Raw genomic sequence first — 17,446 nt, forward strand, 5'->3', positions numbered from 1 at the left:
CTCATGCTTATTATCTTTTTAATCTTTTTGATTTTACACTCCAAACAACAACTCAATCATTGATAAAACAAGCCAAACTAGTCTCTTAATAAAACTATCTTAAAGGCTTGCAATATGTCTTAATAGCCTTTTAAAAGGCATTTATCATTATCTAAGACTTCTAATCATCTTAATGTTTTCTTCAAGTGCCCCTATGTTTTAAACTTGCTTGATTTTTATCTTAAAAAAGAATTTTTGATGCCCTTAAGCCAAAAATACCCTTCTTAAATAAACCAAATCAACCTAAATGCCCCATAATCACAACAACCACATTTTTAGACTTAATAAAATGTCTTAAAGCCAAGGGGTCTTTGATATGCCATAAAAAGCATTGCCCCTTATAGCCATATCAAGCGTATTGTTGCTTAAACTATCTCTTTATTTCTTGGTTTCAACCTTTTTAGGCTCTTCTATGATTGTCCAAGTTTTTAAACTATCAATAGCGACTTTCAACTGAATGTCATTACTAATAATCTTTGGTGTAATATCTTGGTCTTCTTCACTCTTTTGATTCTTGGTAGCGTTCTTAGAGGCTGGATTTTTATCATCAATCTTTTTAAGCTCTTGCTCTAAATGGTGTTTTAAATCTGCCTCTTTCAAACTAAACTTATTCTCGTTCTCTGGCACTTTACCCGGATAAATCACAATATCAGGTTTAATACCGGTAGCTTGGATAGTGCGCCCACTTGGCAAGTAATAGCGTGCGGTAGTGATTTTAATGGCCTCGTTTCTATTGACAGGCAAGAGCATTTGCACACTTCCTTTACCAAAGGTATTTTCTCCAATAATAATGGCTCGTTTATGATCTTGCAAGGCTCCTGCTACAATCTCGCTCGCACTCGCTGAACCCGCATTGACCAACACCGCAATAGGCAAGTTCGCATAAGGCGCTCTACCATTAGCCTTGTATTCTAAATTCTCATCTTTATTCTTGCCCTTTTGAGAGACTAAAATGCCGTCTTTAATGAATAAATTAGATAAACCTACCGCTTGATTGAGTAAGCCTCCGGGATTTCCTCTTAAATCTAGCACAATGCCCTTAGCTTTAGGATTAGCCTTCAAGCCATCTAAGACTGATTTGGTTACATTCTTATCAAAGGAATTGACTCTTACATAGAGATAAGGGGTTTTTTCAATCTTTTTGACATATACAGACTTAACCTTAATAATATCTCTCACAATATTGAATACTAAGGGCTTGGGCTCGTTTTTTCTCACTACAGTGATTTGGATAGAAGTCTTTGGCTTACCACGCATAAGATTGATAGCATCATCAATATTCATATTAAGAGTGCTTTCTTTATTGATTTTCAAAATCGTATCGCCAGCTTTAACCCCCGCTTTGTAAGCTGGAGTGCCCTCTAAGGGTGCAATAACGGTTAAAACGCCATCACGCATGCCCACTGTGATACCAAGCCCTCCAAACTCCCCATCAGTTTGAGCTTGAAACTCTTTAAACTTCTTTTCATTCAAATAGGCTGAATGCGCATCTAAATTAGAAAGTAAGCCCTCAATAGCCTTTGTCATAATTTCAGAAATACTGATTTTATCCACATATTTTTTTTCAATTTCTGAAACCACATTGGTGAAACGGCTGAATGCCTCAACCCTTTTGGCTGCTAATTCTTGGGGGTTCTCTTTGACTTGCTTATTTTCCTTAATCTCTGCACCATGCAAGCTCAAAGAAAGCCCTACAGAAACTACTAATAACCCCTTAAATAACCGCTTTGTCATTTTTGCTATAACCTCATATTCAAATATAACCCAACTTCCACATGCAACACGCAAAATTTAATGGGGTTTTTCATTTTAATTTTCTTCCCTAATTCTAGCAAGTTTTGAATAATATCACAAAGTAAAACTTAGTGCCACTTCTTATCTTTATAATTTGAACGCCCTCTTTTAACACGCCCCAAGATTTCAATATTAGCCCTATAGCGTTTGGCTAATCGTTTTAAACGCACCTTATATTTAGGCGCGCAGCAAAACAACCATTCATACTCTTCCCCACTTTTATAACGCTTATCTTTTTTAAATAGCTTAAAATCTAGTTGATTAAGTTTAGAAAGCCGATTGCACTCCGTATAAATGCCATCAGAAATATCTAACCCCACGCTAATAAAGCGAGTCAAATTTTTAAAAAACCCTACATTAAAACTTAATTGAAAAAAGCGAGATTTTTTACAAGCATTCCCCCCTCTTAAAAGCGAATGTAAGGCTTTATAGCTAGAGCCAACTCTAGCGCTACTTATAATCAAATCTCCTTTTTTAGCCCCTTTTCTATACAACACTCGCCCCCTAGTCTCACCTATCATCGTAATAGCAAAACTAAGCGTATTAGAACTAATCGTATCGCCCCCAATAAGCTTAATCCCCCATTTTAAGCACACTTCTTCAATGCCCTCTTCTAAAAGAGAGCATTCTTTTAAGCTAAAGCTTTTTGGCACACTCAAGCCCAAAAGAGCGTATTTGGGTATAGCATTCATGCATAAAATATCAGAAATATTGACTAAAAAAGCTTTTTTAGCAAGGGCTTTTAAAGAAAACCACTCCCTTTTAAAATGCACCCCCTCACTAAATAAATCTAAGGCTAAAACTTTGTCTTTAGAATTTGTAGAGATAACTCCAAAACGCTCTTTTAAAGAAGTGCTTAAAACTACGCCATCATCGCCTATTCCTTTAGCAATAGGCGTTTTTTTAAGCCATTTAAAAAAATGCGTCTCTAAGTCCATTTTTTAGGACATTTTCATATGCATATCAATAAAAGTAGCTTGATGGATTAAGGCTCCCACACTAATAGCGTCCACGCCACTTTGAGCGTATGAATGAATTGTTTCTAGTGAGATATTACCGCTTGCTTCTAATAATACAAAAGGGTAATGCGTGTTTCTATAGGCTACAATTTCTTTGGTTTGTTCGGTTGTCATGTTATCACACATCACAATATCCGCTCCCGCACTCATAGCGTTTTTAGCTTCTTCAAAGCTCTCGCATTCAATTTCAATTTTAGCCGTAAAGGGCAAGCTCTTTTTGGCATGTTCTAAAAAGTTTTTTAAATCTTTCACATGTTTTAAATGTGTGTCTTTAAGCATTAAAGCGTCATCTAAACCTAAGCGGTGGTTACTTGCCCCCCCATTTAGCACCGAATATTTTTCAAAACTTCTTAAAAGGGGTCTTGTTTTTCTTGTATCTAACAAACGCACTTTTTTAGAATTTAGCGCTTCTACAAAACGCCTTGTCAAAGTAGCGATTCCGCTACTATGTTGCAAAATATTTAAAAGGGTGCGTTCAACCTTTAAGAGCATGCTAAAATTCCCCCTAATCTCCATTAAGGTGTCTTTGGGCTTAAAACACTCTTTGTCATTAATATTTTTAACGCACTCAATGCCTGTCATCTTAAGCAACTCTAAGGCGTATTTTTCGCCTGAAAAAACCCCATTTTCCTTAGTCCTAATAAAAGCTGTGGCTTGAAAATCTTTTTCTAACACCCTTTCAAATAAATCCCCATGCCCCAAATCTTCTTTTAAGGCATGTTCTAAAAAGGCTTTGATATTCATTATGATAACTCCATCATTTTAGTTAAAGCGATTTTGGCATAATACGCTACTTCATCTTTTAATTCAATGGTGTTGATAGCTCTATGGTTTTTATAGGCTTTTAGCACTTCAAACACATCTTCTAAGGTTGTTTCATTCATAGTGGGACAAAGAGCAAGAGAGCTAGAGAGAATAAAGGTGTTTTGATGGTTTCGTTTGGCTTTTAGGCGGTTGACTAAATTGCTTTCAGTGCCTATGGCTACTTTTTGATTTAGGCTTAGATTTTCTACAAATTCTATGATTTGACTTGTAGAACCGCTAAAATCAGCGTTTTGAACCACACTAGGCTCACACTCAGGATGCACAGCAATTAAAATATCTGGGTATTTTTGGCGGTAAAATTCTATATCTTCTAGTTTGAAGAGTTGATGCACCGAACAAAAGCCATTATAACAAATGACATCGGCGTTTTGTATTTCTTCTTTACTATTTATGCCTAAAATCGCACTCTTTAAGTCATTTTCAAGAGCTAAATTTTCGCCTAAACATTTATCTGGTAAAAAAAAGATTTTTTTATTTTGTTTTAGGGCATAATCAAAGATTTTAGGGGCGTTCCTGCTCGTGCATACCACGCCATTATCCTGTGCGACTTTAGCTTTGACTTCAGCATTAGAATTAATATAAGTGATAGGATAAAATTCCTTAATGCCATATTCTTTTAATAAATCCACGCTTTTATTATAGTAGTGGCTATCTATCATTCTAGCCATAGAACAGCATGAGAGTTTTGGCATAATCACTTGTTTTTCAAAAGCTAGGGCTTTCACGCTTTCGCCCATAAAATGCACCCCACAAAACACAATGAGATTTTTATCGCTTTGACTTGCCTTTTTAGCTAACTCTAAGCTATCGCCCACATGATGAGCTAACTCTACAATCTCATCTTTTTGATAAAAATGAGCGACCATTAGGGCGTTTAAATCATTCAATAGTTCTAAAATAGAAGCTTTTAAATCTTTTTTAGTCTGCATTAAATTCCCCTATACTTTCTCCAAACTTCACGCATTTTTCCCTTAATTCTTTAAAGGCTATGTTTTGAGCAAAGATTACTATAGTAGAACCCATTTCAAAATTCCCTAAAAGTTGTGCTTTTTTAATTAAAATGGGGGAATTATAGCTATATTTTTGAATTTTTTTAGTTATGCCCATATTTTTGGCATTAGTTTGGATACGCTCATCAAATAAAAAGCGCATTTTACCAACATTTAACGCCCCAACAGCTACAAAATATAACTTATTGCCTTTAACATCTCTTGCAACAAGCACCACTCGCTCATTACCCACAAATAAATTCTTGTTTTTGTATAGCGAAGGCATATTAACCGGCAATAATTTACCCGGAAAATAACGAGCCTCTAAAATTTCTAAATCACAAGGGGCGTGGTAGTGGTGATAATCCTTAGGCGAGAGATAAAAATTCATATAAGAATAAGAATTATCCAAAGGCTTATCTTCACCCACCAATTCATTTGCATAATAGAACATGCCCTTAATCTGTAAGGCTTGATTATCTTCTAAAACTTTGCATTCAGTAATGAGGGAATCACATGGCGCAATTAAGGTATTTAAGCTAGTATCAAAATCTCGTTCTTTTTTTAAAGAGCGAGTGAAAAGGGCGTTCAAACTCTTATAGTTTTCTAAAGGCTCAAATTCGCTCAAATCAATTTTAAAGATTTTGACATAAAGGGCATTGATTTGTTTTTGGATAAAGGGGGGGAACTCATAGTGAGCAAAAGAGCCAAAAACCCTTGAAAGAGTATTGCTTAAAGCCACTATTTTAACCCTGCCATATTGAGTATAAATTCAATTTCGCCCTTACTCACTTTAAATTCCTTAGAAATAGATTCCACACTAAAGCCATTTTGATACATTTTCAAAACTTGCTTTTCATTAATCTCATCACTTCCTGCATAATGCCCCATATCTTTAAACTTATTCTCTAAAACAATGATTTTTTCTTCTAAATAATCACGCTCTTTATCCATAGACTTTTGGATTTCTTGCAATTGATTATACAGATGCGACAGAGTGGTTCTAAGGGCACTATCATCTTTGCCATTTTGCTCTATAGCTACATTTTCTAAGCGCCCCTCTAATTCTTTCAGTCGCTTAGAATGGACATAATTTTCTTGATAGGACTCATCTAAGGTTTTTTCCAAGCGCCTCATCTTATGATAAAACTCTTTTTCCTTAAAATATAAATACCCCACCAAACATACTAAAACCAATAAAATAGCCCCTAAAACTATCATAACCAAATCATTTGTTGCCAACATTATTCTCCCTTCTCTTATAATTTCAATCTTTCAGCGTTTGCAATATGCTTATCATAGCGCTTTATATCCAAAGAGCGCATGCGAGTGATTTCTAAAAAACTCTCATCTTTAGCTATGCCAAAAAAAGCTAAAAACTTTCCTAAAAATAAGCATCGCACATAGTAGTTCTTAGAAATTATAAAACTCTCATTTCTCGCACAAATAAGTCCATGCCCTAAAGCCAAAATACTGCTACTTTGTTTGAGCTTAAGCAAGCTTTGGCTCAATAACAAACTCTCTAATTTTTCTAATTTAGAATACATAGCCTTTAATAATTCTAAAGTGTCGCTTTCAATATTTAAATTAGAAAAGTCAAACCCCAAATCAAGTCGTTCGTATTCTTCTAAAAGCTCAAAAGAGCGCTCACTTTTAGGGATAAATTCTTCATAAGCAAAAGCTAAATCGCATTGAACTAGGCGGGTTTGAAAACCTAAGGCTTGAGATTTTAAAACCAAATCATGCATGTTTTAACCCCACATCAAGAACAATAAAAATAAAAAAGATAACCCCCAAATAGCCATTACTCACAAAAAAGGCTTTAGGAATATTTTTATAATCTCTAGTTACTAAGATTTGCTCATACAATAAAATCAAAGCTGAAACTCCTAAGCCTAAATACGCAAAAAGCCCCCCATCATAGTTTTTCACAAAACCTAGCCAGCATATTAGAGCTAGAAGGTGTGAGAGCCTTGAAAAATTTAAGCACCACTCTTCACCTAACTTGCTTGGAATGGAATGTAAGCCCCTTTTTTTGTCAAACTCCATATCTTGTAAAGAATACAATAAGTCAAATCCAGCCACCCATAGCATAACCCCCAAAGCTAAAAAGACATTCCATAAAGGAATAGCTCCTAAGATTGCCACACTTCCAGCAATGGGGGCTAGTCCTAGTGCTAAACCCACGATAAAATGAGCCAAAGAAGAAAAGCGTTTGAAATACGAATACCCCCCTAAGATGATTAAAAAGGGTAAAGAGAGCTTAAAGGCTAAAGTATTAATGCAATAACTCACAACCACAAATAAAAGAGCGTTTGAAAAACTAAAAATAACCATGCTTTTAACACTAATTCTTCCATCTACACTGGGGCGATTTTTGGTTCTTGGATTATCTTTGTCAATGTCTCTATCTACTAAGCGGTTAAACCCCATAGCAAAGTTTCTTGCACTTAATAATGCCAAAGAGCAAAGGATTAAAATCTCTATGCCAAAAAAGAGCGTTTGATTTTTTTGATACGAGCTAACAACCATAGCTATAAACAAGAACATGCTAGAAAATATGGTGTGTTCTAAAGCGACTAATTCACTTAAGGCTTTGATTTTATGCGTGATTTTTTTAATCAATTATTTAATTCCTAACGAAATGACTTTTCTTAAACCTTGAGACACGCTCAAATCAGTCAATTTCATTTTTTCTTTAGGGATTTTTAATAACAGCCCTGAAATAGGGTTTGGGGTTGTAGGAATAAAAACCCAACAAGATTCATCTTCTTCTTTCTTGGTAATAAAGCCTATGACTTCACTCCCCCCAAATTCTACATAAACTACCCCTAAATATTCCATGCCCCCCTTACCAGAAAATACTCCTATCATATCTTTTAAAGCCCCATATACTGAGCCAATGATAGGAATCTTGCTAATGATGTATTCAGAAGCCTTGATAAGCAAAAACTCTTTGTTTTTTTCAAACAAACGCCCCACATACACTAATAATAACGCACTTAAAAATAAAATGCCCATGGTCGCACTCAAGCTATTTGCGGTCGTGTTAAAAATAATTTCTATGAAATTTTTCACAAAGCTATAGACAAAGGATAATAACCACAACAAAATGATAATCGGCAGTAGCACCAAAATGCCCTTACCCATAAGCCGTAATATGGTATTCACTCTTAAGCCCTTAATTCCCTACAATTAAACTAGGCATTATAATATATTGATAGCAACAATACAAGAAAAAGCTAACGCTTAAAATATTCATGCTTAAATAGGCTTTAAAAAAACGAACACTAAGAAGTGTTAAGCACAAAAACACCCCTAAGAGCCACAAAGGTGTATGAATTGAAATAGTAGGAATTTCTAAAGGCGTATTTAAAAAATTATCTAATAGATGCCCCAAATTGATTGCATGCAAGAATAAACTCAAAGGAAAAAACACCACAAAAACAAAGCCTAAAGGAATGCTAAGGAGTTGATAAAATGAAAACATAGGAAAAAAGGCATGCACAACAATAAGCATGTTAAAAAACACCAAAACGCTTAAGCTTATGGCTTGAATAAATCGCCTTAAAAGAGAGTTATCTTTAAAAAAAGCTTTCGCATGTTTTAAAAATAAAAAGATATACCACACCCCACAAACTGAGAGCAAAAACCCCACACTAAAAAGCAATTTAGGTAGTAGGGCAATGGCGATAAGGCTTGCTAAAATCAAGAGCTTGAAACTTAGTAGCCTTATGCCAAAAAAGCATGCTAAAAACCCTAGTAAGCCCATTAAAAACGCCCTAAAAAAAGATGGCAAAAAATCTAATAGCACTAAATAACCTAGCATAAAAACCCAGACTAAAACCCCCACATCAAAAAAGGCGTTCCTATAGGGAAAATAGCGATTTTGCAAGGGCTTATAAAAGAGAGACAAAAGAAAATAAAGTGTGGCACTCAAAATGCCTAAATGAAACCCACTAATGGCTAGTAGGTGGTTAATGCCTAAAGAATTAGCCCTATCTCTTAAATCTTTATTCAGACTATCGCCCAAAAACAACGCCCGATACAAATTGCTGATAAAGTCGTTTGAATGCATGCTATCAATAAAATTGCGTAAATGAGCTTTAAAATCTTGCTTGTGCAATAAAGAAAAAGAATAGGTGTGAAAATAGCATGATTTCAAAGATTGCAAAAAATTACAAGGCATAACCTTACCAAAAAATCGTGCGTAGCGGTATTGAAGATTTTTTAAAGGCTCTTTTGTAGTGGTGTAAAAAATATGACCTTGAGCGGATTTGAGTTTTAAGACAAAATAAGATTTTTGGTTTTTCATCTTAGGGTATTGCAATAAAATTTGAGCGTTGAAACTCATGGGCTTTGAAAAATCAAGTTTTTTGTAATTAGAGTATTCTAAATAGAGATTAAAAGCAAACAATAAGCCTAAAATGACAAAACATACTAAGCTCTCTTTGGGGGTTGTGAGTAAATCAAACGCCCCCTTAAAAGATGTGGTTTTCAAATGGGCATGATATTGATTTGAGTTTCTTGCTCTTCTAAATGAGTGGTATCTATAGAGATGTCTTCATAGCGAGTGAGCGGAGCGTTATAGCGTGTATAAACCGTTCCTGTAGCCCCATTTCTGTTTTTAGCCACAATGATTTCAGCATCTTCTACACTTCCATTTTGTTTGTGAAGACGCCTTTCTTCATCAACCTTTAAACGCAAAGTCTCTGCTTCTTCAACCTTGCCTTCTCTTTTGAGTTTGTCTATTTTATTGTTTTCAGCTTGAATCCTATACCAATAATCTCTATACACAAATAAAACAATATCCGCATCTTGTTCAATCCCCCCACTATCTTTAATATCCGAAAGTATGGGGCGTTTGTCATCTCTACCTTCTAAAGCACGATTAAGTTGCACTAACGCTACAATAGAAATTCCTAATTCCCTAGCTAGAGTTTTAAGCTCCCTTGAAATCTCAGCGACTTGCTCATGGCGTTCTCTATTTATTTTAGCCTTGCTCCCTGACATCAGTTGCAAGTAGTCAATAAAGGCAATTTCTAAGTCCTTATGCTGGGCTTTAAGCTTTCTTAGTTGCAAGCGGATTTGTTCTATTCTCACATAACTTTTATCATAAAAATAGAGTTTTTTTTGAGAAAACTCATCAAATCGTTTGGCTAAAATTTCCCATTGATTATCATCAAGTCTTCCACTTCTTAAATCGCTCATGTTAATAGAAGTTAAATCAGACAAAGCCCTTATAGCTAAATCTTCTGCATCCATTTCCAAGCTAAAAACCGCTACCCCCTTATCCTCATTAAGAGCGGCTAAAACCATGTTCATCATCAAACTTGTTTTACCCATAGCAGGTCTCCCCCCAATAATGACTAAATTCCCCTTATTAAATCCGGTGGTATAGCTATCTAGTTGGGCAAATCCAGTCGGCACACCTGTAACTTCTAAGCTCCCTTTTTCCATGTTTTCTGTAATCATTTTCATAGTGCTACTAAGCACTTCTTTAATATCCCTAAAACCATCTATCGTGCTACCATTTAATAAAGCATAGACTTCTTGTTCTACAGCGTTTAGAATATCACTAGATTTTTGTGGGCTTTCTAAGGATTTTTCTCTAATGGTATTAGCTAAACTAAAAAGCTTGCGTTTAATGGAAGCGTTTTTAATCTCTTCTACATAAGCTTCAATATTATCCATAGGACTTGCGGCAAAAATAGCGAGCAAATCTTCTTCGCTGATTTGCTTATCGCTTGGCATTTTTTGACGGATAAAATTCTCATCAATAGGGTATCTTTCTTCATAGAGTTTTAAGGCGATTTCAAAAAACAAGCCATTAGGCGGATAGTAAAAATCGCTAGGCTCTAAAATGCTATGAACTTCTTGAATCTTATCATTAGCAAACACAATGCCTGAAAGCACAATGCGTTCAATGTTTTGCAATCGTTGTAATTGTTCTAATTCCATTCTTTATCCTTTGATAATATTTTAATCTTTTCTATCAAATCTAGGGGTGTTAAAGCGTAGTTATTTTTAAACTCTAAGCTTGCTAATGCATGGGCCAAACTCGCATTAATACTAGCTTCTATTGGCGAATAATTTTGAGAAAGTAAGCTAACAATCAGTCCGGCTAACACATCACCACTCCCTGCTTTTGCTAGAGCAACACTCCCTAAATTGTTAATAAAAACTTGCCCTTGATGAGCGATAATAGTATTAGCTCCCTTTAAAAGCAACACAACCTTTGGGTAATCTTTAGAAAAAGCCCTTGCAATCTTTAGCTTATTATCCAATAATTCTTGCATGCTTATTTTGACCCCCATAAGCCCTAAAAGTGATAAAAATTCTTTAGGGTGTGGGGTAAGTATTACTTCATAATCTAGGGCTTGTAAAATTTCTTTGTGATAAAAAGCCCCAGCATCTAAAACACATGGGGCAAGTTCAAGCCACTGATTAAAATCCTTTGGCATTACTTCTAATCCCATCCCTAAAGCAAACGCACTAAGCTTGTTAGGAAAATTCTCACAAAAGACTAATTCTAAAGGCTTATTACTAGGATTAATCTCACATTCTAAGACTTGAATACTCACAACTCCTGCTCCAAAACTTAATGCACTCATCGCACTAATTAGCCCTGCTCCACTATGCTTACCTAAAAGCACATGTGCATGCCCATAATCGCCTTTATGAGCGTTTTTGTGCTTCCTTAGGGGTAATCTCAAATCGCTTTTTTCTAATAAAAAGGTGTCTGTCTTTGTCTCATAAACACTAGAAGCAACGCCTAAATGCCCTACTTCTAATTCCCCCACATAATCCTTAGCCCTATCACTTAATAAACATGCTTTTAAAGCTCCCATGCTTATAGTCATAGTTGCTTGAAACGCCCCTTGAGAGATTCTACCTTGAATATCTATCCCGCTAGGAATATCACAAGCGATTTTAAATTTTGCTTTTTTAGAAAGGCTTTCAAAACAATTAATTAGAGACGAATTTAATTCGCCCTTAAAATGACTCCCTATAACACAATCTATTAACACATCGCATTCTAAATCATCTAATGGGTTATATTTTTTTATTTCTACCCCTATTTTTAACGCCCTTTCTTTTTGTAATTGACACATAGGGCTTTTTGGGGGTCTCATTTCAAAAACTAGCACTCTAAAATGCCCCACTAAGCGTCTGGCTAACGCATAGCCATCGCCCCCATTATCCCCACTCCCACATAGTATAATGACTTTAGAATTTAAGGGAGCGTTTTTAAAAACCGCCTTTTCTAAAGCTATAGAAGCGTTTTCCATTAAAATATCTTCGCTTAATTGCAATTCTTCAACAGCTCTTTTGTCTAAGAAATCTACTTTTTCATACACTGAGCGCATTATCTATCCTAGTGAGAAAATTATCAAAAGATTTTACTTGAATTTAGCTTGATTTTTAAAAGATTCTTTTACTTCATGCCATTTGCTTACCCCATAAAGAAACCCCCCTAATTTAAATTAGGGGGAAACCTTTGGCTTAATAGACTTTTTTGACTACCAATTTAACCCTATACTTGAAAAATGGAAATTTCAAGTATAATAGCACCAAAGGTTTTTTGCCATTTTTTTTACTCATGGCAATTCCTTTGCGGTAAGATTTTTACCCCCTAACTTCTGCTAAAAACTAGGGGGTAAGTGTCATTTTACAAAAATCTTTCTTAATTCTTAAAATAAAGTATCTTTTTTAAAACTTTGCGTTTTATCTTTTTCTATGACTTGTTTAGTGGCTTTGATTTTATGGTAAGATTTTATCACGCCCCATAGTTGCAATATGGGGCAAATTACAGACATAGGAGTTTGTCATGTCCAAACTACATGATAAAAACTCTTGGTTAGTAGTATATCTTAAATTCTCTTTTAAGGGTTTTAAGTTTGTCTTTTTAATTGAAAGATAGCTAATCAAAGTTCCCTTAAGCTCACGCTTAGGGGTTTTCCTTAAAGTAATTTGTCTTAACTTTTGGGGCGTTTTTTAAACAAAGCGTTATGTTTTCATAAAAAGCTATCATTTTTTTCTTTTTCTATCACTTGTTTAGTGGCTTTGATTTTGGCATCGTTATATTCTGCTATGGCTTTTATGAATTTTGTTTTTTCTAAGAAGTTTTTTCAAATCATATTTTTATTCTTAGCAAAATTTTCTAAATTCATTCTTTAAGGGGGACTTAGGACGCTCTTCATTGCGTCCTTATCCCCCTTAACAACCCCCAAACACCCACAAGGCTTTTAAAGTTATCGCTTTAAAACTTTGTTTTAAAGCTCTTTTATATTTATCTTAAAAAGCTATCGCTTTTTTTCTTTTTCTAGGACTTGTTTGGTGGCGTTTATTTTAGCATCGTTATACTCTACTACGCCCTTAATGATTTGCTTTTGTAAGGCGTTAATGCAAAGGTGCATGAAATTAAAATCAAGGTTGCCATGTTTTGTGGTGGGTAGTAAAATATTGATTTCATCGGCATCTTTTGCGTAAAAATTGCGTGAGTAATCAAATTGCCCTGCATGAGTAACCTTGTGGATAGCACTTGTGATAAACAAAACGGCGTTTTTTTCTAAGTCTTGGGTATGAACGACGGCGATATGGTCGTCTGCTCCGTAGGGGTAATTCCTGTATTTTGCAGAACCAAACATATCAATGGTAATCGTATTTTTAGGGAATATCTCTACTTGATTGCCGATAAAGGCTGAAACGCCCTCTTGATTTTCTCCAGCGGTTACAAAAGGTAAATCCCCTAAAATACGGTCGGCACTTTTTAGGCGTTTGCCCCTTGTAGATTTACCAAAAAGATTTTTAAGGTTAAAGCTTTGCCATTTTAGGCTACCAAGCGTTTCACTGAATTGTTTAAGAGCATTTTCTTCATCGCTTGTTAGAGTGGTGTTTTTTAGCCCTGTAGCTTGTAAGTAAGCGTCAAGTTCGGCGAGCCGATGCTGTTCAAGTTCGGCGAGCCGATGCTGTTCAAGTTCGGCTATAAAATTTTCCATAAAATTAAAGTCAATGTCTTCTAGTGTGGGGGTGGTAGCATTAAGGGTGCTTGGTTTTAGGGGTAGAATGACCTTGTCGTTTTTAATTTTTGCCCATGAACACATGTTTTCATAGCCGAATTTTTTAGGATAACCAAAAAATAGCGTGGATAAAAACAAACCGATTTTATGGTTAATCTCAAATTTAGGTTTGAGAGAAAATACCCTAGCGTGTGTTACCATTTTATAAGCAAAACTGCGATAAAACGCACAACCAAACATGTCAATAGTAATGGTATGACTTTCAAAAACTTTTGCTTTTATATCGCTTTGTCCTAAAACACCATTATTGCTAAGTCCTGCGGTAATGACAAAATCACCCCTATGATTGATGTGGTGTTTTTGAATGTCAAAGTCGCCATTACCTGCATCAAACAAATCCCCTAATTTAAACTCACCCCACTTAATAGCGTTTAATTGGCTACTAAGGGGGCTTACAACTTTGGGGGCGTTTGGCTCTTTAAGATTAAACTCACTTCATAGGCGAGATAATCGCTAATGGTCTTTTTAAAATCTTCTAGGGTGGGTTTAGTCTCATTCTTTTGGTGGGCTTCAAAATTAAAGTCTTTGGCGTGTTTATTTTCCTCTTCTTTAGCGATAAAATCTTCAATATAGATGTTTTCTAAATCCCCCCATAATTCTTTAGAAACTTCTGCTTTCAAACCGGCTTTATAAATTTTGATGATTTCTTCATAGCGTTTGTTAGGCTCGCTGATTTCATTCAAGCCCCTTTTAGTGCGTTTAAAGCCATCGTTTCTAAAATCTATGAATTTGACTAACCTTTCATAGTCATGCGCTTCGTGGGCTTTGAAAATATAAATGCTGGTTTGTACCCCTGCCATAGGCATAAAAAGGTCTGTTGGCATTTTAATGCTCGCTAATAAAGAATGCTTTTTTAAAATCTCTTTGTTAGACTTGAGAGCTTGTCCGCTTCCCGCACTATCTTGAATGATGATAGCTCCAAGACCGCCTTTTTGCATGCAATCTAGCCCAAACTTAATAAAGGGCATGCCGTTTTCTTCGTAGCTAAAGGGTGGGTTTAATAAAAGGATATTAGGCTTAAAATCTTCATAGATTTTTTGGCTTGTTTCAAAAGTGTTGCCCTTAATGATTAAACTTGAGCCATCGCCTCTTAAAATCATGTTCGTAGTTGCTAGAGAAAACATTTCAGCGTTGAGTTCTACGCCTAAAAGTTGGGATTTTTTCATGCTCTCTATTTTTTCTTTGGCTTTTGAAGTGTTTTTACCATAGGTTTTTTCTATATTTTCAATCATTAAAACCATAGAAGAGATTAAAAAGCCCGCACTGCCTGCGGCTAAGTCCATGACATAAGAATTAGCATTAACCCCTAAAAGTTCGCTCATCATTTTAGTTACATATGGGGGTGTTAAAACAATGCCTAATTCCTTGCCATCGCCTAAGGCGTATTTTAAAAATTCGCTATAAAGTTCGCCTATGATGTCTAAATGTCCGGTGTTATCGCTCTCATTAATGGGTTTATGGACAAATTCATAGAGAAAAGAAAAAATTTGTTTGGTGATACTCGCATGTTGAGTGAGTTGCGTGCTGATAGCTTTATCAAGGCTTGTTTTATTGTCTCGTTGGGGGTCTTTGGCTATTTCTTTAAAGCTAGAGAGCATTAAATCGCGCTTGTCTTCGTTTAAGCCCTTAGCTTTTAAAAATTCCTTGATTTGATTAAACACTAAAATACTATCTCGGCTTGTATTGGCTAACTCACCTTTCAAATCGCTTGGTTTTAAGCCCTCTTTGACACCTTTAATTTCTTGCATAGATAAAAGCATGCCGCTTACATATAGCACTCGTTGGGGGGCGGTGATGTTGTGGTTGTGCATAAGGCGGTTAAGCTTTTTGGCGGTATCACTCAACTCAATTTTAGTTTTGAATAAGATTAAGGCTTTTTCACTCTCTGTAAGGGTGCATTCTTTATAGAAGTCATCAAACGATTTTTGGTTTTCTAAAAAATGCAAGTTTGTAACATGGGTTAATTTGTGTGCGTTAGCCCCACTTGCAAACACATAATACACTTCTATAGCGATATTTTCTCTATTGTCCCCTGCAACACCTATAGCGATACATTCTTTATACTTGTCTTTATCTCTAAGAATGCTTTTAGCATAATATAACGCTCCATTAACGGCGTAATCTTTAATGGATTTTTCATCGCTTTTTATGGTGCTATCTTTTGAATTAAGGGATTTTAAAAATTTAGAATAAAGTTTGTTTTCTATCACTATGGGAATGATATTTTCTTTATCGCCTTTAGCGTGATAGATTTCTAAACTAAAATCAGGACGGCCAAAAGAAGCTTTGCTTTCGGTCTTGCTCGCATTTTTTAGAGCGTTTTTTAAGCTATCGCTCATTTTTCCTTCAATATTGAAGTCCTTGTTTTTTATGAGACCTAAATTTTCTAATTCTTCTTTGATATAGTCGTTAATATCATCTTCTAGTTTAAAGGGGAGTATTTGCATAAAAATCCTTGTTAAAAATACTAATTTTTAAAATTATTACTCTATTATTTTTGCTATTTTTGTGGCTATTCAAGGCTTAAAACTTAAATTAAACTTTGAGTTATTTTTAGTTTAGCCCCGCTTAATTTAGTTGAAATCAAACCCACCCACTTCGCCTAAACTCATGCTTTCATAAGTGGCGTTCACATAATTATTACGAATTTCACAATTTAAGACTTGTTCGCATTTCAAGCAACTTGTTACTTGTTTTTCATCTTGACAAGCTTGTAATTTCAAAAGAGCGTCATTAAAACGCTCTTCATATTCTAATTTTTTAGCACTATCTTGCATTATTCTCCCTTTAAATGTTCTTCTAAAATTTTAGCCTCATAAGCACTTGTTAAATAGCATTCGCATTTCTCATGATAGCTTGCTACGCCTTGTTCTAACAAACGCTCTTTAACGCCCTTATTAAAATAAAACGCCTCCCCTTTAGCTTTTTCAATCATAAAAGCTAGGGGAAAGACTTCAAAAAGCTTGCGTAATTTCTTTTGTGGGTAGGAAAACATTCCGCCTTTTTTAATCAATAAGTGATGCACATCAGCGACCATGGCCCCTGAGTAGCGTAAGCGATAATTTTCTTCAAAAAGCGTGTTTAAAGCTTTTTTTAGTCCTAGAGAAAAATCCTTTTGATTGCCCCCACTGGCGATGATTTTACCCTTATTTTCCAAAGTAATTATCTCTATGAAATGGAACTTGTTTTCATAAAAAGCATAGCGATAAACTTTATCTAAGGCTATAACTAATTCAATCTTATGCCCAAAAACCATATAAAGGCTTGCAACTAAATTTTGAGCCTTGAAATCGTTTTCATAAATTCCCATAATTGTGCCAACTAAGAAATTCGCCTCCATAACCGAACTGCCATCTAAGGGGTCATAAGCGATACAATAAGAGCCATTTTCTTTAGAAATAGGCATCTCTTTTTCTTCACTAAAGACACTTTTAATATTTTCTAAACCTAAAAAATTTTCTTCTAAGAATTTGTCTAGGGCTAAATCTGCCTTGATAGGGGTGTCCCCACTACTATTTTCTAATTGGGTATAACTCCCTGAATCAGGCTTTTCTAAAATCTCTTGAAAATCTTTAGCCTTTTTTTCTAAAAGAGCTATAATTTGTTTGATAATGTCTGCATGCGAACCTTGAAAATGTCTATAATCCATGAAGAACCCTTTTATAATTTGATTAAAAATGCTAACATTTTACTTTAA

At 35.2% G+C, this 17,446-nt stretch carries 16 protein-coding genes; all 16 read right to left on the minus strand.

Translation table 11 applies throughout. The features are described 5' to 3' along the window. Positions 1-417 precede the first annotated feature (417 nt). Positions 418-1,773, minus strand: a complete 1,356-nt coding sequence (locus tag HCW_RS00945) for a S41 family peptidase (protein WP_014660356.1) — start codon at positions 1,771-1,773, stop codon at positions 418-420. A 128-nt stretch (positions 1,774-1,901) separates the two neighbouring features. Continuing rightward, positions 1,902-2,771, minus strand: coding sequence for a thiamine-phosphate kinase (locus HCW_RS00950; protein WP_014660357.1), 870 nt, complete (start codon positions 2,769-2,771; stop codon positions 1,902-1,904). Between the two features lie 3 nt (positions 2,772-2,774). Next, positions 2,775-3,596, minus strand: a complete 822-nt coding sequence (gene nadC / locus HCW_RS00955; protein WP_014660358.1) for a carboxylating nicotinate-nucleotide diphosphorylase — start codon at positions 3,594-3,596, stop codon at positions 2,775-2,777. Beyond that, positions 3,596-4,606: a quinolinate synthase NadA gene (nadA, locus tag HCW_RS00960; RefSeq protein WP_014660359.1), complete on the minus strand. Its 1,011-nt coding sequence runs from the start codon at positions 4,604-4,606 to the stop codon at positions 3,596-3,598. Before nadA ends, nadC begins: the two co-directional genes overlap by 1 nt. Then, a complete protein-coding gene (locus HCW_RS00965) occupies positions 4,596-5,411 on the minus strand; it encodes a phosphatidylserine decarboxylase (protein WP_043902546.1) in 816 nt (271 codons plus the stop codon). The genes nadA and HCW_RS00965 overlap by 11 nt, the downstream gene beginning before the upstream one ends. Then, a complete protein-coding gene (locus tag HCW_RS00970; RefSeq protein ID WP_014660361.1) occupies positions 5,408-5,911 on the minus strand; it encodes a DUF6115 domain-containing protein in 504 nt (167 codons plus the stop codon). The genes HCW_RS00965 and HCW_RS00970 overlap by 4 nt, the downstream gene beginning before the upstream one ends. A gap of 14 nt (positions 5,912-5,925) precedes the next feature. Further along, complete coding sequence (locus HCW_RS00975) at positions 5,926-6,414, minus strand: hypothetical protein (protein ID WP_014660362.1); 489 nt, start codon at positions 6,412-6,414, stop codon at positions 5,926-5,928. Then, positions 6,407-7,267 carry a menaquinone biosynthesis prenyltransferase MqnP gene (gene mqnP / locus HCW_RS00980; RefSeq protein WP_231283044.1) on the minus strand — a complete coding sequence of 287 codons (861 nt, stop codon included), beginning with the start codon at positions 7,265-7,267 and terminating at the stop codon, positions 6,407-6,409. Before mqnP ends, HCW_RS00975 begins: the two co-directional genes overlap by 8 nt. 24 nt (positions 7,268-7,291) lie before the next feature. Continuing rightward, on the minus strand, positions 7,292-7,837 hold the full coding sequence (locus HCW_RS00985; RefSeq protein ID WP_043902548.1) for a DUF502 domain-containing protein: 546 nt from the start codon (positions 7,835-7,837) through the stop codon (positions 7,292-7,294). Positions 7,838-7,847: 10 nt separating this feature from the next. Then, on the minus strand, positions 7,848-9,167 hold the full coding sequence (locus HCW_RS00990) for a ComEC/Rec2 family competence protein (protein ID WP_014660365.1): 1,320 nt from the start codon (positions 9,165-9,167) through the stop codon (positions 7,848-7,850). Next, positions 9,164-10,627, minus strand: coding sequence for a replicative DNA helicase (locus HCW_RS00995; RefSeq protein ID WP_014660366.1), 1,464 nt, complete (start codon positions 10,625-10,627; stop codon positions 9,164-9,166). Before HCW_RS00995 ends, HCW_RS00990 begins: the two co-directional genes overlap by 4 nt. Next, complete coding sequence (locus HCW_RS01000) at positions 10,618-12,036, minus strand: bifunctional ADP-dependent NAD(P)H-hydrate dehydratase/NAD(P)H-hydrate epimerase (protein WP_014660367.1); 1,419 nt, start codon at positions 12,034-12,036, stop codon at positions 10,618-10,620. The genes HCW_RS00995 and HCW_RS01000 overlap by 10 nt, the downstream gene beginning before the upstream one ends. Before the next feature lie 936 nt (positions 12,037-12,972). Next, entirely contained in the window at positions 12,973-14,115 is a 1,143-nt protein-coding gene (locus HCW_RS01010) for a restriction endonuclease subunit S (protein ID WP_043902549.1), read from the minus strand. A 26-nt stretch (positions 14,116-14,141) separates the two neighbouring features. Then, positions 14,142-16,190 carry an HsdM family class I SAM-dependent methyltransferase gene (locus tag HCW_RS01015; protein WP_196794374.1) on the minus strand — a complete coding sequence of 683 codons (2,049 nt, stop codon included), beginning with the start codon at positions 16,188-16,190 and terminating at the stop codon, positions 14,142-14,144. 132 nt (positions 16,191-16,322) lie between these two features. Beyond that, positions 16,323-16,526 carry a hypothetical protein gene (locus tag HCW_RS01020; protein WP_014660371.1) on the minus strand — a complete coding sequence of 68 codons (204 nt, stop codon included), beginning with the start codon at positions 16,524-16,526 and terminating at the stop codon, positions 16,323-16,325. Next, on the minus strand, positions 16,526-17,398 hold the full coding sequence (locus tag HCW_RS01025) for a class 1 fructose-bisphosphatase (protein WP_014660372.1): 873 nt from the start codon (positions 17,396-17,398) through the stop codon (positions 16,526-16,528). Before HCW_RS01025 ends, HCW_RS01020 begins: the two co-directional genes overlap by 1 nt. Between the last annotated feature and the right edge of the window lie 48 nt (positions 17,399-17,446).

It is taken from the genome of Helicobacter cetorum MIT 00-7128, from assembly GCF_000259255.1.
GTDB classification, from domain to species: Bacteria; Campylobacterota; Campylobacteria; order Campylobacterales; family Helicobacteraceae; genus Helicobacter; species Helicobacter cetorum_B.

Bases quoted from the DNA above. Each gene is read 5' to 3' on its own strand.
- HCW_RS00945 (WP_014660356.1), bottom strand. From the start codon at position 1,773: ATGACAAAGCGGTTATTTAAGGGGTTATTAGTAGTTTCTGTAGGGCTT.
- HCW_RS00950 (WP_014660357.1), bottom strand. From the start codon at position 2,771: ATGGACTTAGAGACGCATTTTTTTAAATGGCTTAAAAAAACGCCTATT.
- nadC (WP_014660358.1), bottom strand. From the start codon at position 3,596: ATGAATATCAAAGCCTTTTTAGAACATGCCTTAAAAGAAGATTTGGGG.
- nadA (WP_014660359.1), bottom strand. From the start codon at position 4,606: ATGCAGACTAAAAAAGATTTAAAAGCTTCTATTTTAGAACTATTGAAT.
- HCW_RS00970 (WP_014660361.1), bottom strand. From the start codon at position 5,911: ATGTTGGCAACAAATGATTTGGTTATGATAGTTTTAGGGGCTATTTTA.
- HCW_RS00975 (WP_014660362.1), bottom strand. From the start codon at position 6,414: ATGCATGATTTGGTTTTAAAATCTCAAGCCTTAGGTTTTCAAACCCGC.
- HCW_RS00995 (WP_014660366.1), bottom strand. From the start codon at position 10,627: ATGGAATTAGAACAATTACAACGATTGCAAAACATTGAACGCATTGTG.
- HCW_RS01000 (WP_014660367.1), bottom strand. From the start codon at position 12,036: ATGCGCTCAGTGTATGAAAAAGTAGATTTCTTAGACAAAAGAGCTGTT.
- HCW_RS01020 (WP_014660371.1), bottom strand. From the start codon at position 16,526: ATGCAAGATAGTGCTAAAAAATTAGAATATGAAGAGCGTTTTAATGAC.
- HCW_RS01025 (WP_014660372.1), bottom strand. From the start codon at position 17,398: ATGGATTATAGACATTTTCAAGGTTCGCATGCAGACATTATCAAACAA.